Origin of the sequence: Streptomyces sp. NBC_00193, from assembly GCF_026342735.1 — a bacterium.
GTDB classification, from domain to species: domain Bacteria; phylum Actinomycetota; class Actinomycetes; order Streptomycetales; family Streptomycetaceae; genus Streptomyces; species Streptomyces stoeckheimensis.
Map to the genome: position 1 here is coordinate 2,600,605 of NZ_JAPEMM010000001.1, position 19,916 is coordinate 2,620,520.

A 19,916-nucleotide genomic window follows, 5' to 3' on the forward strand; every position below is an offset into this window, starting at 1 on the left:
CCTTCTGGCGTCGAGTTTAGTTGAAACCCGAACTTTCTGCCACCCGACAGAACAGAAGGAGCCCCGGGGGAATTCCCCCGGGGCCCGTTGCTCAGTGTGCGCCGGTCTCTCAGGTGTTGCAGGCCGGGTTGGCGTCCCGGCACAGGTGCGCGGTGGCCGCCTGGGCCGGAGCCGCGGCGAGGGCGCCGACGCCCATGGCCAGGGCCACGGTCGCCAGCACGGCGGCCGCCTTCGTACGAAGCCCTGCACGCGTGGCCGAAGTCTTGCGAGTACGAGTCATTGCTGGCTCCTCAGGTCGAGATCCGGATCGAGATGGAGATGGAGATCGAGCAGGGCCGTGGGGGACCCCCCGTGCATCCCCCACGGCAGGCCTACGGCTCGATGGAGACCGAGTTGTACGGGGTCATGTCGAGCACGAGCCCCGGCCCCGGCCACACGCTGTCGCAGTCGGTGCCGTTGGTGTTGTGGCAGAGCCAGATCTTCCAGTCCCGGGTCTGGCTGTTCTTGACCAGGTGGTTGCCGTAGTAGTTGTAGATCTTGTAGACGCCCTTGTACTTCCACATGTCGCGAATCCCGCTGGACTCGGTGGTGCCCCAGTAGATGCAGGCGTAGTAGGTCGGGCAGGTGGTCGTGGTCGCAGCCTCCGCCGGTGTCGCCGCCAGGACCCCCGTACCCAGCGCCATCACCCCCGTGGCCGCCCATGCAGCGAGCTTCGTGCGTAAGGACATCCGTGCCATCACAGTCCCCCTGTCAGTCGGAGCGGGTTCCCCCCCGCAGCACTGATATTCGGGACTCCCGTCCGCCGCCGCGATCCTTTCGGGTACCGCCGAAACCTGCGCAGCCGCCGCTGTCGTTCCGGGGACAACCAGAGGCCCCGGACGGGCGTCCTCATGATCGACATGATCGATGCGTACGGACCGACGCACGCCGCACGGCAGGAGCCCGCTCAGTGACCACCTCGACCAGCCCGGAGACGGGCACCGGGCACGGGAAGCCGCGGGCCGCGCTCGCCGCACTCGGCTGGTCCGCCGCCGTCACGGCCGCGGTCGTGGCCCTCGGGTACGCCTCCTACCGGTGGGCGGCCACCGTCAACCCGCTGCAACCGCTCCCCGGCTCGCCCTGGCCCTACCTCGCCACCTGGGGCGCCTTCTGCCTGGCCTGCTGCCTGCTGCTGCGCTGGTCGACGGGGTTCGGGGGCATCGACGGCGCCGCCCAGGCGATCGGCGCCATGGCCTTCGCGGGCATCCGCACCTCCCTGGCCCACCGCCCCGACCTCGCGCTCCTGTGGGCGTACGGCTCCCTCGCCCTGGCACTGGCCGCGGTGGCGGCGGTCTTCTGGCGGCTCCGCCACCGCTCCCCGTGAAGGGTCAGCCGCCGCTGTGCAGGAGGTCCACGCCCAGGGCCGTCGCGGAGTGCAGGACCGCCTTGCCGTCCCGGGCCGTGGTGATCAGGCCCGCCGCGCGCAGGGTGCGGGTGTGCTCCGAGACCGACGGGAGGCTGATGTCGAGGTCGCGGGCCAGCTCGGAGGTGGTCCGCTGCTCGATCAGCAGCTGGAGCACAGCCGCCCTGGTCCGTCCCAGCAGCGCGTCCAGCGCGCCGTCCGCCCGGTCCGGGGAGACCAGCGGCAGGGGGGTCAGCGCCGGGTAGAGGAGTACGTAGGTCCCGTCCGGGTGGTCGTCCAGCAGCGGCCGGCCCGTCCAGAACGGCGAGGGCATCAGGACGAGCCCGCGCCCGCCGAGCCGGACCTCGTAGTCCGGCGGCCGGTCCACCTCGAAGACCAGGCCCGACCAGTCGGCGGCCTGGTGGGTACTGGCCAGGCAGGCCTTGATCCCGTGCGCGGCCAGCAGCCGGGTCCGCCAGGCCACGTCCGCCTGGAAGGACTGCCGGATGCGCGGCCACTGCGGGGCGATGAGCACGTCGTACGCGGACCGGATCGCGGAGTCGAGCTGATCCCAGGCCTCCCGGTCCTGCCCCCACAGGGCGCGCAGCCAGGACGGGGACCCGGGCGCACGGGTGGCGGCGCGGGCCAGCCCCTCCGGGGTCAGGAAGGAGACCCGGTCCCGGATGACGGTCAGGCCCTCCTCCAGGCTCCGCGCGTACGGCTCCACGAAGTGGGGGTTGTCGCCGTCGGGGCGCAGAAGGTCGAAAAGCGGCCGCACCCGCCCCGGCAGCTCCCGCGCGGCAAGGCTCCGCCAACGGCCGAAAACCGCCTGCTGGTCGGTGCGCTGCGCCGCGACGAGCGCGAGGGCCAGCTCCACCAGGGGCAGCGGCTCGCTCGCGAAGGTGACGTTGAGCAGGTCCTCGGCCTCGAAGTGCACGCGCAGCATGTCCGCCCCCCGACCCGGCTCTCGGTGTTTAGCCGTACATGCGGCGCATGGCGAAGTCGACCATCTGCTCGACCGCCTTCGCGTCGAACACCATCCGGTGGTCGCCCTCCATGTCGAGGACGAAGCCGTACCCGGTGGGCAGCAGGTCGATCACCTCGGCGCCGGTGATCACGAAGTACTTGGACTCCTTGCCGGCGTACCGGCGCAGCTCCTTGAGCGTGGTGAACATGGGGATGACCGGCTGCTGCGTGTTGTGCAGCGCGAGGAAGCCCGGGGTGTCGCCGCGCGGGCAGTAGACCTTCGAGGAGGCGAAGATCTGCTGGAAGTCCTCGGCGGACAGCGACCCGGTCGTGAAGGCGCGTACCGCGTCCGCGAGGGAGGGCGGCGAGGGCTCGGGGTACAGCGGCTGCTGAGGCTGCTGCGCGTAGCCCTGCTGGGGCTGGGCGTAGCCCTGCTGCCCCGCGCTCACGTTCTGGTCATAGCCGTACATGGCCCGAAGCCTACCGAGGCGGGGGCCCGGGGGTGCGTCGAGTTCCGGTCAGTGGGACTTCAGCCCCCGCACGAAGCCGCTCCACGCCGTGGCGGAGAGTACGAGGACGGGCCCGCCCTGCACCTTGGAGTCCCGAACGGGGACGAGGCCTGTCAGGCCGTCGGCGACCTCGACGCAGTCGCCGCCGGTGCCGTTGCTGAAGCTGCTCTTGCGCCAGCAGGCGGACGTCAAGTCAATCGCGGTGCTTGCCATTTCTGAAGTCCTCTGCAGCTGCGTCGATCCTCGCCAGGGACGCCTCAGGTGACAGCGCGACAGCCCTGAGCAGATCGTACGACCTGCGGTAGTCCTTCACGAGGGCCGGAAAGTCGATGAGTTGTCCGCTGTGCAGGCTCTCGGTGTACACGACGGGCGGCGCATCCACGAAGGTCATCACCTTGGCCATGCCCATCATGAACGGATGGGCCGCAGCGTTTTCCGGAACGATCTGCAGAATGGAACGAGTGGTTCTGACCACGTTCGCGATGTGGGCCAGCAACTCGACCATCCCGCCCGCAGGAACCACCCGCCGCCGGATCAGCGACTCGTCCATTACCACCCAGTAGGCCGGCGGCGACTCACCCTTGAACAGCTGGGCCCGCGCGACTCGGGCCTGCACCTTCTCCTCGACCTCGCTGTCGAGGGCCCGGGGCATCGCCGCCCGCGTGAGCGCCCGCGCATAGGCAGGTGTCTGCAACAGGCCCGGGACGAGCATCGGAGCCCACTCCTCGATGGTCTCCGCGTACGGCTCCATCTCCGCGACGTCTGCGAAGTACTCCGCGTGCCCGGACTGCCTCGCCTTGCGCGCATCTTCACAGCGCCGCTCGAAAAACCCGTCCGTGCCCAGTTTCCCGTCCACGTGCCGGGCCAGATCCAGCGGCATGCGCCGCTCGCCGTGCTCGATCTGGCTCAGGAACGGCACCCCCCGGAAGCTCCCCTCCGCCAACTGTTCCAGCGTGAGCCCCGCGGATTCCCGTTTGTAGCGCAGCTCAGCGCCATAGAAGGACGGCACATTCGCCGAAGCGTCGGGGTCCTTACGAGCGGGCACAACCCACCACCGCCATTTGCCACTTGTCCAGCGGAACTCGAAACTCTTCCCACGCTACGCCGGGCCGCGCCACGCTGTGAGCAGTTCGTCACTCCCTGCTGCGAAGGATTCGGCCATGAGCGACCACCCCCACGACCACGAGGCGACCCAGGCGCTGGAGAACCTCCGGTCCGCACTCGAAACGCACGGCATCGTGCTGCCCTCCCTCGACCTCCACCTGCTCTCCTACGCCGGGCGGTACGCGAACCCACCCCTCATCGCCCTCGGCAACTGCAACCCCGCCACCGCGCAGCGCCTCGCCGACGCCCTGGGCACGCGGTGACCCTCGTGCTGCGGCTGCTCGCCACCCCCGGGGCCGTCCCCCTGGCCCGGCACGCCGTGCGCGAGCACACCCGCAGCCACGACGCCGAGCTCTGCGTGAGCGAGCTGCTCACCAACGCCCTCACCCACCTCGGCGAAGGCACGCCGGTCACGCTCAGGGTCACCGGAAGGGCAACCCGTACCCGGGTCGAGCTCACCGACCCCGACCCGCGCGCATGGCCCGTACCGCAGGAAGCGACCACGGAGCAGGAATCCGGGCGGGGCCTAGCCCTGCTCGACGCGCTGGCCCTGCGATGGGGCGTCATCCAGGGGCCCGGGAGCAAAACCGTCTGGGCCGAGCTCCCGCAGCCGTAGGCGGGCTTCGTACCGGTCCTGCGCGTCGAGCACGTCGTCCGCGTACTGCGCGGCCCAGGCCCCCATCGCCCGCATCGGCGTGAGCAGGGCCGTACCGGCCGCGGTCAGGGCGTAGTCCACCCGCGGCGGGGCCTCGGCGTACGCCCGGCGCTCCACGAGGCCGTTGCGCTCCAGCCGCCGCAGCGCCTCGTTCAGCGCCTTCGGGCTGATCCCGCCGATCCGCGCGACCAGCGCCCTCGGCCGCATCGGCCGGCCCGCCGCGCCGAGCGTGAAGACCACGACGCTGTCCCAGCGGTTCGCCAGCACCTCGAAGGCGACGCGCGCCCGGCAGTCCGCCGTGTACGTGAGGTCCGGCAGCCCCGCGGCCGGTTCGGGCAGCTTCTCCATGCGCCCCATCCTGCCTCCGCCGATGGACACCGGTCGGTGTGCATCGCCCTCCGTAGCTTCGGCCACCGGAGAACGACGGCAACGACAGCAACGACAGAAAGCGGTGACGGCGATGCGGATCGGCGTGATGGGTACGGGAGCCATGGCGGAGTCCCTGGGCGGGGCCTGGGTGCGGGCCGGGCACGAGGTGTTCGTCGGCGGCCGCGACGAGGCAGCCGCCGGGGCCCTCGCCCGGCGGATCGGGGCGGCGGGCCACGGGAGCCCGGCGCGGGCGGCGGAGTACGGGGAGCTCGCGCTGCTCGCCGTACCGGCGGAGGCGGCCGCACCGCTGGCGGCGGAGCACGCGGCGGCGCTGGCCGGGCGGACGGTGGTGGACTGCACGAACCCGCTGGCTCCGGGGCCGGGCGGGGTGATGCTGACGACCGGCGGCGGGCCGAGCACGGCCGCCCTCGTCCAGGCGGCGGCGCCCGGGGCGCACGTGGTGAAGGCCTTCAACCTGGCCCACGCGAGCGTGTGGGGGCTGCCGGTCGCCGCCTTCGGCGGGACCCGGCCCGCGGTGCCGTACTGCGCCGACGACGCGGGGGCCGCCGAGCGCGTCGCGGAGCTGGTCACCGGGATGGGCTGGACCCCGATGCCGGCCGGGGGGCTGGACCGGGCCGGGTACGTGGAGGCCACGGCCGCCTTCGTGATCGGCGTGTGGTGGGCGGGCGGCTCGCCCCGGCTGGCCTTCCCGGAGCCGGTGGCGGCGGAACAGGCCGTCGCCCACGGCCCCCGCCCGTGACCGCGGTGCCGTTCCTCGAGTGAAACCAGGGCGGGACTGAGGCCGGACTGAGGCCTGACTGAGGGGAGTCTCGGGACAGTCGTCCGAGAGAGAGGTCACAGTCCCGCCGGTAGGGGTTGCAGTTTATTACCGGCGGGTAGCATCATTACGTTACCGATTGGTATGCACGCACGAGGATCCTTCCCGTCTCACCGAGCACTACGGAGCCGTCGCCATGGGGCACTACAAGTCGAATCTCCGCGACATCGAGTTCAACCTCTTCGAGGTGCTCGGGCGCGACAACGTGTACGGGACCGGCCCGTTCGGCGAGATGGACACCGAGACCGCCAAGACGATCATCAGCGAGATAGCCAAGCTCGCCGAGAACGAGCTGGCCGCCTCCTTCGAGGACGCCGACCGCAACCCGCCGGTCTTCGACCCGACGACGAACACCGCGCCCGTCCCGGCGTCCTTCAAGAAGAGCTACAAGGCCTTCATGGACTCCGAGTACTGGCGTCTGGGCCTGCCCGAGGAGATCGGCGGCACCACCTCGCCCCGGTCCCTGATCTGGGCCTTCGCCGAGACGATCCTGGGCGCGAACCCGGCCGTGTGGATGTACTCCTCCGGCCCGGCGTTCGCCGGCGTCCTCTTCGAAGAGGGCAACGAGGTCCAGAAGAAGATCGCCGCGCTCGCGGTCGAGAAGCGCTGGGGCTCCACCATGGTCCTCACCGAGCCGGACGCCGGCTCGGACGTCGGCGCCGGCCGCACCAAGGCGGTCCAGCAGGACGACGGCTCCTGGCACATCGAGGGCGTGAAGCGCTTCATCACCTCGGGCGAGCACGACATGGAGGAGAACATCCTCCACTACGTCCTCGCGCGCCCCGAGGGCCACGGCGCGGGCACGAAGGGCCTCTCGCTCTTCCTGGTCCCGAAGTTCCACTTCGACTGGGAGACCGGCGAGCTGGGCGAGCGCAACGGCGTCTACGCGACGAACGTCGAGCACAAGATGGGCCTCAAGGCCTCCAACACGTGCGAGATGACCTTCGGCGACCAGCACCCCGCCAAGGGCTGGCTGATCGGTGACAAGCACGACGGCATCCGCCAGATGTTCATGATCATCGAGTTCGCCCGGATGATGGTCGGCACGAAGGCCATCGCGACCCTGTCGACCGGCTACCTGAACGCCCTGGAGTACGCCAAGGAGCGCGTGCAGGGTCCGGACCTGGCCAACTTCATGGACAAGACGGCCCCCAAGGTCACCATCACGCACCACCCCGATGTGCGCCGCTCGCTCATGACGCAGAAGGCGTACGCCGAGGGCATGCGCGCCCTGGTCCTGTACACCGCCTCCGTCCAGGACGAGATCCAGGTCAAGCAGGCCGCCGGCGAGGACACCGCGTCCCTCGTGGGCCTCAACGACCTGCTCCTGCCGATCGTGAAGGGCTACGGCTCCGAGAAGTCCTACGAGCAGCTCGCGCAGTCGCTCCAGACCTTCGGCGGCTCGGGCTACCTGCAGGAATACCCGATCGAGCAGTACATCCGCGACGCCAAGATCGACACCCTCTACGAGGGCACCACGGCGATCCAGGGCCAGGACTTCTTCTTCCGGAAGATCGTCCGCGACCAGGGTGCCGCCCTGAACGTCCTCACCGAGACGATCAAGAAGTTCCTGGCCGAGGGCGAGGGCGGCGAGGACCTGGCCCCGGCCCGCGACGCGCTCGCCAAGGCGGCCGTCGACCTGGAGGCCATCGTCGGCCAGATGGTCGTCGACCTCACCGCCACCGGCGAGGACGTCAAGAACATCTACAAGGTCGGCCAGAACACCACCCGGCTGCTGATGGCCTCCGGCGACGTGGTCGTCGGCTACCTGCTCCTCAAGGGCGCGGCCGTGGCCGCCGAGAAGCTGCCGGCCGCCTCCGCCAAGGACGTGCCGTTCTACACCGGCAAGATCGCGGCGGCGAAGTTCTTCGCCGCCGAGGTCCTGCCGGGCGTCGCCGTGGCCCGCGCGCTCGCCGAGTCCGTCGACAACACCCTGATGGAGCTCGACGAGGCCGCCTTCTAGGCCACGGTCCCTCCTCCCACAGCTGTACGCGGTGTACGTACGCGCAGTCGGCCGGGTCCTCCGCACGGGGGCCCGGCCGTCGGCGTGCGCCGACGGGTACGCGAACGGGTGCGCGAAGGGTTCCGCGAACCGTCGCGCGACCCGTTGCGCCCACGGTCCGTCCAGGGCCCCGTACCGCCTGTGGGCTGCGGGGTTCCCGGGATGTCGGTGGTTCGTGGGACGCTCGTGGGTATGAGTCCACAGGAGCAGCAGCGCGGCAGCAGGGGGTACTCGGTCCCGACCGGGCGGCCCTATGCCCTCAAGGAGCTGCAGTCCGCCGTGGGCAGCCTCGGAGACCACCTCAAGGAGCTCTACGAGGGCGCCCACCCCACCGAGTACGAATCGGTGGCCGACGCCCTCTACACCGCCTTCCAGACCGCCGCCGGGCTCGCCCCCGCCAAGAGCTACACCGGCTGCCCGGAGCACCCCAACGGCGCCCTCGACCCCGAGGCGCCCGACGGCTGGGGACGCTGCCTGATCTGCAACGACCGGCGCCGCCTCGGACTGCGCGCCCAGGGCGCCCGGGCCGCGGCCGCCGCCCCGCCCGCCGGGGAGCAGCGACGGCTCGGCTACCCCGTGCCCGACCCCCCGTACACGCTCCAGGCGCTGCAGACCCGCCTGCGCACGGTCGAGGAGCGGCGCTTCCACCTGAGCCTGTCCTCGCCCCCCGACGACTTCGTCGCGATGGCCGACGACCTGCACCGGGCCTTCATCGTGGCCCGCGAGCTGTCCCGGCCGCGCAACGCCTCCGGCTGCTCCGAACACCCCGGCGCACCCATCGATCCCGACGCCCCTCCCGGTGAGGCCTGTATCTTCTGCGCCGGACGCAAGAGGCGCGCGCAGCGCTCCGCGCAGACCCCGGAAATGCTCCCGCGCATCCGCCGGGGCGAGCGCAGGCAGTTGCAGCGCCGCTTCGACCGTCCGCCGGGCTGACACGGCCCGGGGCCCGGACCACACCCCCGCGGCCCCTTCCTCCGGCTATCCGCCGCAGTCCGGCCATGACGAACACGACCGTCGTTAAGGTGACCCACATGAGCTCTCCCGCCGCCGCCCGCTTCGACCGCGGCCACACCGACGACCTGATGACCTTCCTGGCGGCGAGTCCGTCGCAGTACCACGCCGTGGCCAACGCGGCCGAGCGGCTGGAGAAGGCCGGATTCAGGCAGTTGGCCGAGACCGACGCGTGGGACGCGAGCACGGGAGGCAAGTTCGTACTCCGCGGGGGCGCGATCATCGCCTGGTACGTGCCCGAGGGCGCGGCCGCGCACACCCCGTTCCGGATCATCGGCGCGCACACCGACTCCCCCAACCTCCGGGTCAAGCCGCTGCCCGACACCGGCACCCAGGGCTGGCGGCAGATCGCCGTGGAGATCTACGGCGGCACCCTGCTCAACACCTGGCTCGACCGCGACCTGGGCCTGGCCGGACGGCTGACCCTCCTCGACGGCACCGAACGCCTCGTCAACGTCGACCGTGCGCTGATGCGCGTACCCCAACTCGCCGTGCACCTCGACCGGTCGGTGAACACCGACGGGCTCAAGCTGGACAAGCAGCGGCACATGCAGCCGATCTGGGGCCTCGGCGACGTCCACGAGGGCGACCTGATCGCCTTCCTGGAGGACGAGGAGAGCCTGGAGCGCGGCTCCGTCGCCGGATGGGACCTGATGGTCCATTCGATCGAGCCCCCGGCCTACCTCGGCCGCGATCGCGAGCTCCTCGCGGGCCCGCGCATGGACAACCTGCTCTCCGTCCACGCGGGCGTCGCCGCCCTCGCCGCGGCCTCCACGTCCGGCACCCTCGACCACATCCCCGTGCTGGCCGCCTTCGACCACGAGGAGAACGGCTCGCAGTCGGACACCGGCGCGGACGGCCCGCTCCTGGGCAACGTGCTGGAACGTTCAGTCTTCTCCCGCGGCGGCACCTACGAGGACCGCGCGCGGGCCTTCGCCGGCGCCATCTGCCTCTCCTCGGACACCGGCCACGCCGTGCACCCCAACTACGCGGAGCGGCACGACCCCTCGCACCACCCGCGCGCCAACGGCGGCCCGATCCTGAAGGTCAACGTCAACCAGCGCTACGCGACCGACGGCAGCGGCCGCGCGGTGTTCGTGAACGCCTGCGAGCGCGCCGGCGTCCCGTGGCAGACCTTCGTCTCCAACAACTCGATGCCGTGCGGCACCACGATCGGCCCGATCACCGCGGCCCGCCACGGCATCCAGACGGTCGACATCGGCGTCGCCATCCTCTCGATGCACAGCGCCCGCGAACTCTGCGGCGCAGACGACCCGTACCTCCTGGCCAACGTCATGCTGGCGTTCCTGGAGAACTGAGGCTCCCCGACTTCCGCCTCCCGCCCGGCCCCGGAACCCCGCTCCCGACACACCGTCGGGGGCGGGGTTCTCGCGTACAACACCCTTGATAACTAAGCACATAACTCAGTAGTGTATTTAGTTATGGACTTCACCATTATCAAGCACGCTGTCGAAGTGGACCACGGGGTCAAGCGGTTCTCGATGCAGTTCATCAAGCAGACGGCACAACCGGGGCGCGCCCGCCTGAGCGCAGAGCTATGCGAGAAGATTACGAAGGAGCTCGCATCGCTCGGGCTGATCACGCTGCCGCGACGCTTGCCAACTTCCGAGACCGACTTCGTCTTCGTCATCCAGAAGGACAGTTCACTCGGTCAGGCGGTATCGATCGCCACGTCCATCGCACAGCTGGAGCACATGGGCACGAATCCACTGTCCGCGCTCGTGGCGAACTACGACTCACTGGACGATTACTTGATCTGAGACGTACGTCACACAAGCCGCTGACCTGCGATAACCGATGACCCGTCAGGTTAACGCTACAAGTGCGCTTGTCACACGGCCTGTTACCGCCGTATCGTGGAACACGCAGGGAGTGGCGCTGACGCCGTGACCCGCTGCCCGGCCCCTTCGGTCGAGGCTCTGGTCATGCACGCATGCGTCAACTGGAGGACACATGTCCGCTTCGCCCTGCACCCATCAGCTCGCCGCCGGCGGCGAGCGCTCCCACTCTACCTTCACGGTGGTCACCCTGGGGCCTTCCGGTCCCCCCAAGTACGTCTATTTCCTGGCCCCTTCCGGGAACGGCACGGTGAGCACGGCCACGGCCATGGGAATGGCGCCCGACACCGTGACCACCGCCGCCGCCAGCTGGGAGACCCTCCAGCCCAGCCGGCGCGGGAACCCGACCGAGCGGTTCCGGCTCGACGCCAGCGACCTCTTCGCCGGACGCGGCCTGCGGCGCAACCCGCACCTTGGCCACCAGCAGTCCGACAAGCGGCACGCCCGCGCCCTCGGCCGCCGCGCTCTCACGATGGCCACCACCCTGCGCGGCACCACCCTGCGCACCGTGCACATGAACCACACCACCTCCGCCGGAATCAGCGAGGCCGTCGTCGACAGGGTCCTCCTCCCCCGTCACGCCCGCAGCGGCCAGTCCGCGCTGGCGTTCGTCCGGGACGGGAACTTCCGGCCGTCCTGGGCCGCGTCCCATGACGGCCGCGTGGAGGCGGGTGGCCGTCTGGCCGCCCGGTTCCTGCCGGACCCGTCCGCCGTCCTGGTGCTCCTGGAGCCCCCGGAGTTCGTGGCGTACGACAGGTACCGGACGCTGCTCGACCACCCCACGGGGGACCAGCCGTAGTTCCATGTTCCGGGCGCCGGGGGCACACCGCCCCCGGCGCCCGGGGCGCTTCGCCGCACGCACTCCGACCGGGAGGCCCACCCCATGTCCGTGATTCCGCCCCGCACCCTGACGGTCCACTGGGGACCCGAGGCCGTGCTCGTCTCCAACATCGACCACGACCTTCCCGAACCGTCCACGCAGGACGCCCGCGCGAAGGTCCTCACGGCCGGAACCGCCAATCCGGCCACCCTGCTGTCCGAGTCGGCCTGGGAGGCGGTGGCCCGCGCGACCATCACCCCGGACGGCCTCGCCGTGCAGCTCCAGACCAGCTCCTCCCAGGCCACCGACGGCCTTCTGATGGAGGAGAACGTCGAGGGCGCCACCCTCCGGTCCGTCATCACGCGGGTGCACCTCAGCGAACTGCTGCCCGGCATCCAGCCCCGTACCGGTATGGAGGTGATGGAAACCGCGGACCCACAGGTCCAGGGGATCACCGAGGACGGCCGCCCCTGCTCCGTCGTGCGCTACAGGTACCGGGACCTGGCCCATCTGAGGGACCACGTGTGGCAGACCATCCACGGGACCCTCTCGCTCAACAGCTACGCGCCCTCGATCCTGGCCCGCAAGGTCACCCGTAACCTGATCACGCACCCGGTGGAGATCTCCTTCGAGGACGACACCGAGTCCTTCCACGCCGTCGTCGTGCGGGACGGGATCACCCGGCTGGCCAGCGCGTGGGCCGTCCTCGCCGGGCCCGAGGCGGACGACGCCGCAGCGGCGGACGGCGCGGTACAGGCCCTGTTCGGTCACGGGCCCGCGGCCGTACCCGCCAAGGGCGAGCAGCCGCTCGGACAGCGCCTCGCCGCCGGCCGGGAGGCCTGGCGCCGGTCCCTACGGACGGAGTTCTCGCAGCAGGTCGCCCTGCCCGATCCGGGGCTGCGTCCCGTCCAGATCGCCCAGACCTACGTGCTGCCCGCGCAGATCGCGGTCGGCGTGGAAGGACACCCCGGCCGGCTGCTCGCGGCCGAGGACATCTTCGACGACGCGATCCGCTCCGTACTGGCCTCCGTACACGTCGAGTTCAAGCAGTGGGACGTGGCCGCCCAGAACGTGGAGGTCGCCACGCGCGCCCTCAAGCGGGTCATCCAGCAGGGCGATTCGCTGGTGTCCCACGACGATCTGCAGGCCGTCTACGGGCTGGCCGTGGGGCGGATAGCGGTGGAGGAGATCCCGTCGCTCTTCCCTGGCAACCCTCCCGGTACGGCTCTCTGGCGCAGCATCTATCTGGTCCACGCCCTCACCAGGCCCGAACTGCTGGAACGGCTGAAGGACCAGGCCAAGGCCATCAAGGGCGGCAGGCGGATGGGGCTGAAGGCCTATGCCGAACTCCTGGGCCCGCTCATCGACTTGCCGTGGCGCAGCCACAAGAAGCTGGTCGCCCAGCAGGCCCGCAACGCCTGGGCCAACGGCGGCGTGCTGACGGCGGATGTCACCAAGGACTGGGACCCCGTCCCCACCGACGACTTCACCACCCTGGTGGAACCCGCCCTGGCCGGTGACAACAACGCCCGCTGCACCCTGGCCGTCGCGGGCGGGGTCGCGCTCATCGCCGACAAACTGCTGACCCGCAACGTCGGCTCAGCGCTCCTGGCCGCCAAGGAGAAGGGCGGTGTCCCCTTCCGGGCCGATGTGAACCAGATCGTCGAGGACCTGTCCCATCAGGACAACGAACTGGGCCTGTGGACGCTCGCCCTCGCCGCGGAACGCTTCCGGAGCAACTCGCTCCCCACCAACGCGGTGACCATGCGCCAGCTCACCTCGCAGGCGAAGGCGCCGGCCGGGCCCGGCGGCGTCTACATCCACTTCAAGACCGACTTGAAGGAGGACGACAAGCTCGCCCGCGACGCGGACGGCGTCACCGAGCCCCTTCTCCAGTGGGACGTGGTCTGGGCCTCCAACCCGGCCCGAGCCGAATCGTCGCGGCCAAAGCCAGCCGACGCCGCTGGGACCACCCTGGCCGTGACGGCCGGGGAGCCCGATCCTGTCCCGGACGGCTCCGCCCCGGTACTCACCGAGCCGAGCGCCCCTCTGACGGACGAGCGGCCCGCCAGTCAGCGGGCCGCCGACCACCGACAGGTCGTGCGCCAGGGCGTGACCACGGCCCGCGATGCCCTCGACCGGCTCCTGCTGCTGGAGCCGGAGGTGGGAGGGCACACCCCGGTCATCCCGCCCCGCGTGCTCGACGACCTCCTGAAGACGCTGGTCGGTCTCCAGACGGACATCGAGAACCTCCGCCGGAAGACCGCGCCGGAAGAGTGGCAGGAGGAGGACGAGCTCCTCTGACGGATGGCGGAAGACGACGGGCCCGGACCAGCTGATGCCGGTCCGGGCCCGTCCGTCCTCACCGTCAGTCGTCCATCCCCGCCAATACCAGCGGGAGTCGGGTCGTGCCGCTCGGGGTGATGGTCAGCGGGACGCCCCAGTCCTGTTGGTGGACGTGGCAGGCCGGGTACTCGTTCTCCGGGTCGTCGTCGCAGGACGCGGCCATCGCGGAGACGTGCAGGACGCCCTCGGTCAGGTCCGGGTTCAGAGTCAGCTCCCGGAAGAGGTCCGTGCCCGCTCCGTCGCCCGCCGTCAGGAGCTCGGGCGGGGTCGAGGAGACCAGGAGGCGGGTCGAGGGGCCGTAGCGGGTGTCGAGCTTCTGGCCGCTCGGGGCCTGGAAGACGATGTCGAGGCGGAGCGTGCCGGGGGCCACCTCGGTGGCGGCCCGCTGGGTGCGGTGGGCGACCGCGTCGACCCGTACGGCCTCCTCGGGGAGGCGCAGCCGGGTCAGGCGGTGCCGGGCCGACTCCACGACGACGATGTCGTCGCCGACCAGGACCGCGTCGCTGGGCTCGCGGAGGTCGGTGGCCAGCGTGGTGAGCTGGTCGGTGGCCGGGTCGTAGCGGCGCAGGGCGTGGTTGTACGTGTCGCACACCGCGACCGAGCCGTCGGGCAGCGCGGTGACGCCGAGCGGGTGCTGGAGCAGTGCCTGCGCGGCGTCGCCGTCCCGGTGGCCGAAGTCGAAGAGGCCGGAGCCGACGGCGGTACGGATGGCGTAGCCGTCACCCTCCGGGTCGGCCTCGACGTACCTCAGCGCGCTCGTCTCGGAGTCGGCGATCCACAGCCGGTCCTCCGTGGCCGCGAGCCCGGACGGCTGGGCGAACCAGGCTTCGGCGGCCGGCCCGTCGTGCAGGCCCTCGTTGGTCGTCCCGGCGGCGACGGCGACGGTGTCGGTCTCCGGGTCCCAGGTCCACAGCTGGTGGACGCCCGCCATGGCGATCCACACCCGGCCCTGCCACCAGGCCACGTCCCACGGCGAGGACAGGTCGACGTCGAGGGCCGGCCCGGAGGTCGGGGACCCCTGCCACCACTGCCGCCCGGTCCCGGCGACGGTCTCCACGGCCCCGGTCGCGGGGTCGAAGCGCCGCAGCGCGTGATTGACGGTGTCGGCGACGACCACGGACCCGTCGGGGAGGAGGGCGAGCCCCTGCGGCTCGCTGAAGGCCTCCGGCCCGAAGCCGCGCTCCCCGCCGCCGATGCGCCGTACGACGCTCTCCCCGTCGGGGGCCAGCTCCACCAGCTGGTGCCGGGTCGTGTCGGAGACGAGCAGGTTCCCGGAGGGCAGCACGAGCGCCTTCCCGGGGAACCGCAGGTCACCCGCCACCGGCTCGGGCGCCACGTACGGCCCGTCCCCGCGCCGCAGCGTCCCCTTGGCCTCGTGCTCGGCCTCCAGCTCCTCGACGAGCTTCGCGAGGGCGTGCGCGTGCCCCTCCCCGGCGTGCTGCGCGACGACGTACCCCTCGGGGTCGATCACCACGAGCGTGGGCCAGGCGCGGACGGCGTACTGCTTCCAGGTCGCGAGCTCGGGATCGTCGAGCACGGGGTGGTGCACCCCGTACCGCTCGACGGCGTCGACGACGGCCGCGTGCTCGGCCTCGTGCACGAACTTCGGCGAGTGCACGCCGACGATCACGACGGTGTCGCGGTGCTTCTCCTCCAGCTCGCGCAGCTCGTCGAGCACGTGCAGACAGTTCACACAGCAGAAGGTCCAGAAATCGAGGATCGTGATCCGTCCTCGCAGGTCGGCGAGGGTCAGGTCCTTGCCGCCGGTGTTGAGCCAGCCACCCTTGCCGATCAGCTCGGGGGCACGGACACGGGCACGTCGGCGGGGCGCGGGCGCAGGGGTGGGCGCCGGGGCGGCATCGTTCATGCTTCAAGCTTGCCATCCGCCCGTGAACGCCGGATCACGCCCGTACGAAGCCCCTGCTCAGGCCGTACGCCCCACCAGCGCCTCGGCCGCGGCCGACGCGGCACGCTCGATGAGGGCCGTGCCGGCCTCGCGGGTGGGCTGGGCGTCGGTGAGGACGACGATCAGGAGCGTGTGGCCCGCGCGCTCGACGAGGCCGATGCTGTTGACGGCCCACCGCGCGGGCGTCCCGCCCGGGAGCCAGCCGTTCTTGAGCACGGGCCGGGCACCGGGGGCGCCCCCTGCGCCGACGCCCCAGTCCTGGTCGGCGGCGATGTCGCCCATGAGGGCGCGCACGTAGGAGCGGGATGTAGGGGTCAGCGGAGAGTTCTCCGTGAACACGGCCTTGAGTAGCGCCAGTTGATCACCGACCGTGGTGCGGGTGAGTCCCCAGGGGCCGCGCTGGCCGGCGTGTGCCGGGGTGAGGCCGAGGCGTGCGTTGGCCGCGTCCAGACCCTGGCGTCGGCCGATGGCGGTCCAGAGTTCCTGCGCCGCGTCGTTGTCGCTGAAGCGGATCATGTCGGAGGCCAGCCGCCGCTGGGCAGGGGTGAGCGGGACCCCGCGGTCCTGGGCCTGCAGCAGCAGGGCGGCCAGGATGTCGACCTTGATGATGCTCGCCGAGGTGAAGGTCTCGGTGGACGGGCCGTACGTTGCCGCGCGGCCCGAGGTGAGGTCCAGGGCGGCGAGCGCGTACCGGCCGTGGTGCGCCCCGAGCCCGTCGAGCGCGCGGCGCACGGCCTGCGCCGGGTCCGCGGGGGCGGGGGCGGGGGCCGCCCGGGGCGGCGGCGTGGGGGCCGCCTCCGTCGGGGCCGGCGCGGTGGGGACCGGCGCCGCCGAGGTCGCCGCCATCGGCAGGGGGCGGGGAGGCCGGGACCCGGCGAGGCCCGGGGCCGGGATCAGGAGGCGGGCCGCCAGGGCGCCGCCCATGAGCAGGGGGAGGAGCAAGGCCGTCCGGTGCTTCATGCGGGACTCGCTTTCGGATGTCCGGGCACGCGGACATCGCCCCGCGGCGCGCGTCGGGGCGCGTCAGGGCATGCCGGAGCGAGCCGTGGCGTGTGTGGGTGGAGGCGCGTGCGGGAGCGCGACCGGGCCTGCCGGGCCTGCCGGGATGCGGCAGCGCGCCGTCAGGGTGCGGCCGGCGGCCGGCTCAGCGGGAGCCGGCGCCGGCGGTGCGGGTCATCCGCCGCAGGAGCGGGAGATCTTGTCGTTCTCGTCGATCTCGATGGGGAAGGCGTTCGGGCCGCCGAGGTCCACGGTCCATCCGTGGGTGACGGTTCCGGACGAGGGGTTGTCGGCGAGCCAGAAGGGGGGTGTGGTGAAGGAGCAGGTGCCGGCGTGCTGCGGGCCCTGGGCGGATCGGAGGTGCGCGGTCATGAACTGCTTCCCGAGCGTCTCCAGGGCCGTGGAATCACCGGCCTTGGTGGCCGCCACCAGCCCTCCGTAGAAGCCGGAGACCGTCGGGTCGCCGCCCTTGCCGCCTCCGGAGCCCGTCGCGCAGGTCAGGTCGACCACCAGGCCCGTGGTCCCGTCGAAGGTGAGGGAGGGGGATCGGTCGAGCGGCTCGGTCCCCCGGTACAGCAGGACCTGACCCGGCACCAGCACGCCGTCGACCGCGGCGCCGCAGGTCACACCGAGCGAGTCGGTGCCCCAGATCCGCCGGTACGTGGGCTCGTTGGCGAACAGCGCCGCCACCTCGGCCGGATCCACCTGGGAGCGGGTGGCCGGGTTCTGGTAGCGCAGGGCGGAGAGGAACAGGGTGTGCGTCGACCGGGCCGGGTCGACCGGGGGCCGTTTGACGGGCTGCGAGGGGGCGGGAGGCAGGGTGGGAGCCGGTGCGGTCGCCACCGGTGCGGGCGTCGAGGTGCGGTCCCGGCTCTCCTGGACGGCGAAGCCGGCGCCCAGGGCCACGATCGCCGCGGCGGCCGCCGCGCCCGTCTGCAGGCGGCGCCTGCGCTGCCGTACCCGCCCGATGAGACCGTCCACGTCGTAGCCGCGCGGCGGTTCCTGTGCCGCCCGGTCGAGCATGGCCGCGGCCAGCTCCTCCTCCAGGTCGAAGTCCTTCATGCCGCCCCTTCCGAACCCGCGCGCAGTGCCTGTGTACCGACGGTCGACCGGAGCTTCGACAGGCCCCGGGCCACCTGGGACCGGACCGTGCCGGCCGAGATGTTCATCAAGCGGCCGATCTCCGCATCGTCGAGGTCCTCGAAGTACCGCAGCACCAGCACGGTGCGCATGCCGACCGGCAGGGACTGCAGTTCGCGCATCAACTCGTCGCGGACCACGAGGCCTTTGTACGGATCGACGTGCCCGCCCCCGATGCCTTCGTCCAGGGGTACTTCCGGACGGCCGCGCAGCCTGCGCCAGCGGTCGTTCGCGAGGTTCACCAGGATCCGGCGCGCGTAGGCCTCCGGTGCGTCGGCGGAGCGGACCTTGCGCCAGTGCCGGCACACCTGCTCCAGCGTGGACTGCACCAGGTCGTCGGCCACGTGCCGCTCGCCGGTGATCAGCAGGGCGGTCCTGAACAGTGCCGAGGACCGTGCCTGCACGAAGGCCGTGAAGGCGGGAACGTCAGCGGTTCGCATGGCCACCCGGCCCGTGCCTCTTGCGCATCTGCACCCCTCCCGAAGCCCCGTTGGCTCCCCCGACGTACCTGACGGAGCCGGCTCCCCGGCTGCTGCACGCCCTCCCCGACCGTGACCCAAGCGTTATCCTCCGCACCTCCTCCGGCGCCCCTGCACGGTTCTGACCAGGTACGCAGGGCGGCGCAGGATGAGTAGGCGTACTCAGGTGGCGGACCTCGGCAGCTTCGACACTGACTGCAGAACGAACGAAGCAGAACGCAAACGCAGAAGACGGAACGGGAAACGAGGAACGTGATGGCACGGCGCTGGTCGAAGCCCGAGATGTGGGTGCCCGGTGGATACCTGGCGCTGGTGCTCTCGATGCTGGTCTACATCGCGATCGCCAGCCGGACCGGGGACATCGGGATGTTCGCGGCCCTGCCGATCCTGGCCACCGCGCCGGTCAGCCTCCTCCTGCTGAGCGCCTTCATCCCCGACCCGGACTCCTTCGACGAGTCGGTCCCGGCCGGGGGGCCCGGCTACGAAGGCTCGCAGCTGCCTCCCGAGCCGCCCATGGAGTTCCTGCCGGAGTCCGCCCCGCGCCCTGCGGACTGGGTGCCCCCGGACACGTCCCTCGACGACTCCAAGCTCGGCCTGTTCGGCGAGTTCGGCCTCTACGGCGCGGTCCTGGTCGGCGCCCTCGTCAACGCCGGGGCGATCTGGGCCCTGCTCCGCTACGTGGCCCGGCGGGCCGTCGCCGCCGCTGCCGCCCGGGGCTAAGAGGCTCCGAAGCTGTGGAGGGAGGCGACCAGGGAGGTGACGAAGCTGTTCTGGACCTCGGGCGGGAGGAGGTCCAGGGAGAGGTACGGGTTGAGGTCCTCCAGCTCCACCAGGAGGAGGTCGCCCGAGGGCGCGCGGCAGGCGTCCACGCGCTGGATGCCGTGGGTGAGGGTGTTCCAGTCGATGAAGGTGCGGGCGAAGGACAGGTCCGCGGGGGTCGGGTCGTAGGGGACCAGCTCCCAGCGGCGGGCCGGGTCGGGGGCGTAGAGGGCGTACTGGAAGGTGTCGTCCACGAAGTAGAAGGACACCTCGTACGCGAAGTCGATGCGCGGCTGGATCAGGAACTCCCCCGGGGCGCAGTCCGGGTGCGGGGTGAAGGTGAGACCTATCGAGTCCGCTCCCTGTTTCGGCTTCACCGCGTAGGTGGGGGAGGCCGGGAGGAGGGACAGGTGCGCCGGGTCGTCGATCGTGGGGATGACCGGGTGGCCGGAGGCGGTCAGGTCCACCAGGTACTGCTTGCCCGCCATGTCGCCCCGGCCCGTCAGCGGGTTGTAGACCCGGGTGCCGGCGGCGAGGGCGGCCGCGCGGAAGGAGTCGTAGGCCTTCTGGTGGTGGAGGACCGGGCCGCTGTTGCGGACGACCACGGTGTCGAAGGCCGGGAGGAGGGCCTCCGCGTCCAGGGGATGGCACAGGGCGAGGGGGAAGTGCTCGCGCAGGCGTGCGGTGAGGAAGACGTCCTCGTCGCCGTAGCGGCGGCCGCGCGCCGGATACGCCAGGTCGGTCACATAGAGGAGTGGCATGACCGGAACCTA

Annotated in this window: 23 protein-coding genes; 11 read left to right on the forward strand and 12 right to left on the reverse strand. The window is 71.5% G+C overall.

All coding sequences use genetic code 11. From position 1 onward, the window contains the following. Nucleotides 1–109: 109 nt before the first annotated feature. Entirely contained in the window at nucleotides 110–280 is a 171-nt protein-coding gene (locus tag OG898_RS11350; RefSeq protein ID WP_250738818.1) for a hypothetical protein, read from the reverse strand. A gap of 91 nt (nucleotides 281–371) precedes the next feature. Then, nucleotides 372–728, reverse strand: coding sequence for a hypothetical protein (locus OG898_RS11355; RefSeq protein ID WP_250738817.1), 357 nt, complete (start codon nucleotides 726–728; stop codon nucleotides 372–374). Nucleotides 729–949: 221 nt separating this feature from the next. Here OG898_RS11355 and OG898_RS11360 point away from each other — a divergent pair, with 221 nt between their 5' ends. Continuing rightward, nucleotides 950–1,363, forward strand: a complete 414-nt coding sequence (locus tag OG898_RS11360; RefSeq protein WP_266956570.1) for a hypothetical protein — start codon at nucleotides 950–952, stop codon at nucleotides 1,361–1,363. A 4-nt stretch (nucleotides 1,364–1,367) separates the two neighbouring features. Here OG898_RS11360 and OG898_RS11365 read toward each other — a convergent pair whose 3' ends face one another. From OG898_RS11365 to OG898_RS11380, 4 genes are read right to left on the reverse strand one after another with little or no spacing between them, the layout of a single operon-like run. Then, nucleotides 1,368–2,327 carry a helix-turn-helix domain-containing protein gene (locus tag OG898_RS11365; RefSeq protein WP_250738815.1) on the reverse strand — a complete coding sequence of 320 codons (960 nt, stop codon included), beginning with the start codon at nucleotides 2,325–2,327 and terminating at the stop codon, nucleotides 1,368–1,370. Between the two features lie 28 nt (nucleotides 2,328–2,355). Beyond that, nucleotides 2,356–2,817 carry an SseB family protein gene (locus tag OG898_RS11370; RefSeq protein ID WP_250738814.1) on the reverse strand — a complete coding sequence of 154 codons (462 nt, stop codon included), beginning with the start codon at nucleotides 2,815–2,817 and terminating at the stop codon, nucleotides 2,356–2,358. A 48-nt stretch (nucleotides 2,818–2,865) separates the two neighbouring features. Continuing rightward, the gene (locus OG898_RS11375; RefSeq protein ID WP_266956574.1) at nucleotides 2,866–3,069 is read right to left on the reverse strand and encodes a DUF397 domain-containing protein; all 204 of its coding nucleotides are present in this window, start codon (nucleotides 3,067–3,069) and stop codon (nucleotides 2,866–2,868) included. Continuing rightward, entirely contained in the window at nucleotides 3,050–3,901 is an 852-nt protein-coding gene (locus tag OG898_RS11380; protein ID WP_266956576.1) for a helix-turn-helix transcriptional regulator, read from the reverse strand. The genes OG898_RS11375 and OG898_RS11380 overlap by 20 nt, the downstream gene beginning before the upstream one ends. Before the next feature lie 115 nt (nucleotides 3,902–4,016). Here OG898_RS11380 and OG898_RS11385 point away from each other — a divergent pair, with 115 nt between their 5' ends. Both OG898_RS11385 and OG898_RS11390 read left to right on the forward strand, forming a co-directional pair. Further along, the gene (locus OG898_RS11385; RefSeq protein WP_266956578.1) at nucleotides 4,017–4,223 is read left to right on the forward strand and encodes a hypothetical protein; all 207 of its coding nucleotides are present in this window, start codon (nucleotides 4,017–4,019) and stop codon (nucleotides 4,221–4,223) included. After that, nucleotides 4,220–4,576, forward strand: a complete 357-nt coding sequence (locus OG898_RS11390) for an ATP-binding protein (RefSeq protein ID WP_266956580.1) — start codon at nucleotides 4,220–4,222, stop codon at nucleotides 4,574–4,576. Before OG898_RS11385 ends, OG898_RS11390 begins: the two co-directional genes overlap by 4 nt. On the opposite strand, the gene OG898_RS11395 is transcribed toward OG898_RS11390, so the two are convergent. Beyond that, nucleotides 4,487–4,963 carry a helix-turn-helix domain-containing protein gene (locus OG898_RS11395; protein WP_308313386.1) on the reverse strand — a complete coding sequence of 159 codons (477 nt, stop codon included), beginning with the start codon at nucleotides 4,961–4,963 and terminating at the stop codon, nucleotides 4,487–4,489. The genes OG898_RS11390 and OG898_RS11395 overlap by 90 nt on opposite strands. A gap of 112 nt (nucleotides 4,964–5,075) precedes the next feature. On the opposite strand from OG898_RS11395, the gene OG898_RS11400 reads away from it, so the two are divergent. The 7 genes from OG898_RS11400 to OG898_RS11430 all read left to right on the forward strand — a co-directional run bounded on the left by OG898_RS11400 (nucleotide 5,076) and on the right by OG898_RS11430 (nucleotide 13,818). Further along, the gene (locus tag OG898_RS11400; protein WP_266956582.1) at nucleotides 5,076–5,744 is read left to right on the forward strand and encodes an NADPH-dependent F420 reductase; all 669 of its coding nucleotides are present in this window, start codon (nucleotides 5,076–5,078) and stop codon (nucleotides 5,742–5,744) included. Between the two features lie 214 nt (nucleotides 5,745–5,958). Beyond that, nucleotides 5,959–7,785, forward strand: coding sequence for an acyl-CoA dehydrogenase (locus OG898_RS11405; RefSeq protein ID WP_250738808.1), 1,827 nt, complete (start codon nucleotides 5,959–5,961; stop codon nucleotides 7,783–7,785). Nucleotides 7,786–8,016: 231 nt separating this feature from the next. Beyond that, nucleotides 8,017–8,757: a hypothetical protein gene (locus tag OG898_RS11410; RefSeq protein WP_250738807.1), complete on the forward strand. Its 741-nt coding sequence runs from the start codon at nucleotides 8,017–8,019 to the stop codon at nucleotides 8,755–8,757. Between the two features lie 98 nt (nucleotides 8,758–8,855). Beyond that, nucleotides 8,856–10,154: a M18 family aminopeptidase gene (locus OG898_RS11415; RefSeq protein ID WP_250738806.1), complete on the forward strand. Its 1,299-nt coding sequence runs from the start codon at nucleotides 8,856–8,858 to the stop codon at nucleotides 10,152–10,154. Nucleotides 10,155–10,277: 123 nt separating this feature from the next. Then, entirely contained in the window at nucleotides 10,278–10,616 is a 339-nt protein-coding gene (locus OG898_RS11420) for a hypothetical protein (RefSeq protein ID WP_266956585.1), read from the forward strand. Between the two features lie 193 nt (nucleotides 10,617–10,809). After that, nucleotides 10,810–11,493 carry a hypothetical protein gene (locus OG898_RS11425; protein WP_266956587.1) on the forward strand — a complete coding sequence of 228 codons (684 nt, stop codon included), beginning with the start codon at nucleotides 10,810–10,812 and terminating at the stop codon, nucleotides 11,491–11,493. An 84-nt stretch (nucleotides 11,494–11,577) separates the two neighbouring features. Next, entirely contained in the window at nucleotides 11,578–13,818 is a 2,241-nt protein-coding gene (locus OG898_RS11430; protein ID WP_266956589.1) for a hypothetical protein, read from the forward strand. A gap of 64 nt (nucleotides 13,819–13,882) precedes the next feature. Here the strand turns inward: OG898_RS11430 and OG898_RS11435 are convergent, their stop codons facing one another. From OG898_RS11435 to OG898_RS11450, 4 genes are all read right to left on the reverse strand, one after another. Further along, complete coding sequence (locus OG898_RS11435) at nucleotides 13,883–15,727, reverse strand: NHL domain-containing thioredoxin family protein (RefSeq protein WP_266956591.1); 1,845 nt, start codon at nucleotides 15,725–15,727, stop codon at nucleotides 13,883–13,885. A 57-nt stretch (nucleotides 15,728–15,784) separates the two neighbouring features. Continuing rightward, entirely contained in the window at nucleotides 15,785–16,726 is a 942-nt protein-coding gene (locus tag OG898_RS11440; RefSeq protein WP_266956593.1) for a serine hydrolase, read from the reverse strand. Nucleotides 16,727–16,939: 213 nt separating this feature from the next. Beyond that, nucleotides 16,940–17,827: a hypothetical protein gene (locus tag OG898_RS11445; protein ID WP_250738800.1), complete on the reverse strand. Its 888-nt coding sequence runs from the start codon at nucleotides 17,825–17,827 to the stop codon at nucleotides 16,940–16,942. Further along, nucleotides 17,824–18,345 (reverse strand): SigE family RNA polymerase sigma factor, encoded by a 522-nt coding sequence (locus tag OG898_RS11450; RefSeq protein ID WP_250738799.1) that lies wholly within the window; start codon nucleotides 18,343–18,345, stop codon nucleotides 17,824–17,826. The genes OG898_RS11445 and OG898_RS11450 overlap by 4 nt, the downstream gene beginning before the upstream one ends. A 294-nt stretch (nucleotides 18,346–18,639) precedes the next feature. Between OG898_RS11450 and OG898_RS11455 the strand changes: the two genes are divergently transcribed. Next, the gene (locus OG898_RS11455) at nucleotides 18,640–19,104 is read left to right on the forward strand and encodes an SCO4225 family membrane protein (protein ID WP_250738798.1); all 465 of its coding nucleotides are present in this window, start codon (nucleotides 18,640–18,642) and stop codon (nucleotides 19,102–19,104) included. Here the strand turns inward: OG898_RS11455 and OG898_RS11460 are convergent. Beyond that, a complete protein-coding gene (locus tag OG898_RS11460) occupies nucleotides 19,101–19,904 on the reverse strand; it encodes a hypothetical protein (protein ID WP_266956595.1) in 804 nt (267 codons plus the stop codon). The two genes, OG898_RS11455 and OG898_RS11460, sit on opposite strands and share 4 nt — an antisense overlap. Between the last annotated feature and the right edge of the window lie 12 nt (nucleotides 19,905–19,916).

Coding starts and splice junctions, on each gene's coding strand:
- OG898_RS11350 (WP_250738818.1), bottom strand. CDS start 280: ATGACTCGTACTCGCAAGACTTCGGCCACGCGTGCAGGGCTTCGTACG.
- OG898_RS11355 (WP_250738817.1), bottom strand. CDS start 728: ATGTCCTTACGCACGAAGCTCGCTGCATGGGCGGCCACGGGGGTGATG.
- OG898_RS11365 (WP_250738815.1), bottom strand. CDS start 2,327: ATGCTGCGCGTGCACTTCGAGGCCGAGGACCTGCTCAACGTCACCTTC.
- OG898_RS11370 (WP_250738814.1), bottom strand. CDS start 2,817: ATGTACGGCTATGACCAGAACGTGAGCGCGGGGCAGCAGGGCTACGCC.
- OG898_RS11375 (WP_266956574.1), bottom strand. CDS start 3,069: ATGGCAAGCACCGCGATTGACTTGACGTCCGCCTGCTGGCGCAAGAGC.
- OG898_RS11385 (WP_266956578.1), top strand. CDS start 4,017: ATGAGCGACCACCCCCACGACCACGAGGCGACCCAGGCGCTGGAGAAC.
- OG898_RS11395 (WP_308313386.1), bottom strand. CDS start 4,963: ATGGAGAAGCTGCCCGAACCGGCCGCGGGGCTGCCGGACCTCACGTAC.
- OG898_RS11400 (WP_266956582.1), top strand. CDS start 5,076: ATGCGGATCGGCGTGATGGGTACGGGAGCCATGGCGGAGTCCCTGGGC.
- OG898_RS11405 (WP_250738808.1), top strand. CDS start 5,959: ATGGGGCACTACAAGTCGAATCTCCGCGACATCGAGTTCAACCTCTTC.
- OG898_RS11410 (WP_250738807.1), top strand. CDS start 8,017: ATGAGTCCACAGGAGCAGCAGCGCGGCAGCAGGGGGTACTCGGTCCCG.
- OG898_RS11415 (WP_250738806.1), top strand. CDS start 8,856: ATGAGCTCTCCCGCCGCCGCCCGCTTCGACCGCGGCCACACCGACGAC.
- OG898_RS11420 (WP_266956585.1), top strand. CDS start 10,278: ATGGACTTCACCATTATCAAGCACGCTGTCGAAGTGGACCACGGGGTC.
- OG898_RS11425 (WP_266956587.1), top strand. CDS start 10,810: ATGTCCGCTTCGCCCTGCACCCATCAGCTCGCCGCCGGCGGCGAGCGC.
- OG898_RS11430 (WP_266956589.1), top strand. CDS start 11,578: ATGTCCGTGATTCCGCCCCGCACCCTGACGGTCCACTGGGGACCCGAG.
- OG898_RS11435 (WP_266956591.1), bottom strand. CDS start 15,727: ATGAACGATGCCGCCCCGGCGCCCACCCCTGCGCCCGCGCCCCGCCGA.
- OG898_RS11440 (WP_266956593.1), bottom strand. CDS start 16,726: ATGAAGCACCGGACGGCCTTGCTCCTCCCCCTGCTCATGGGCGGCGCC.
- OG898_RS11445 (WP_250738800.1), bottom strand. CDS start 17,827: ATGAAGGACTTCGACCTGGAGGAGGAGCTGGCCGCGGCCATGCTCGAC.
- OG898_RS11450 (WP_250738799.1), bottom strand. CDS start 18,345: ATGCGAACCGCTGACGTTCCCGCCTTCACGGCCTTCGTGCAGGCACGG.
- OG898_RS11455 (WP_250738798.1), top strand. CDS start 18,640: ATGGCACGGCGCTGGTCGAAGCCCGAGATGTGGGTGCCCGGTGGATAC.
- OG898_RS11460 (WP_266956595.1), bottom strand. CDS start 19,904: ATGCCACTCCTCTATGTGACCGACCTGGCGTATCCGGCGCGCGGCCGC.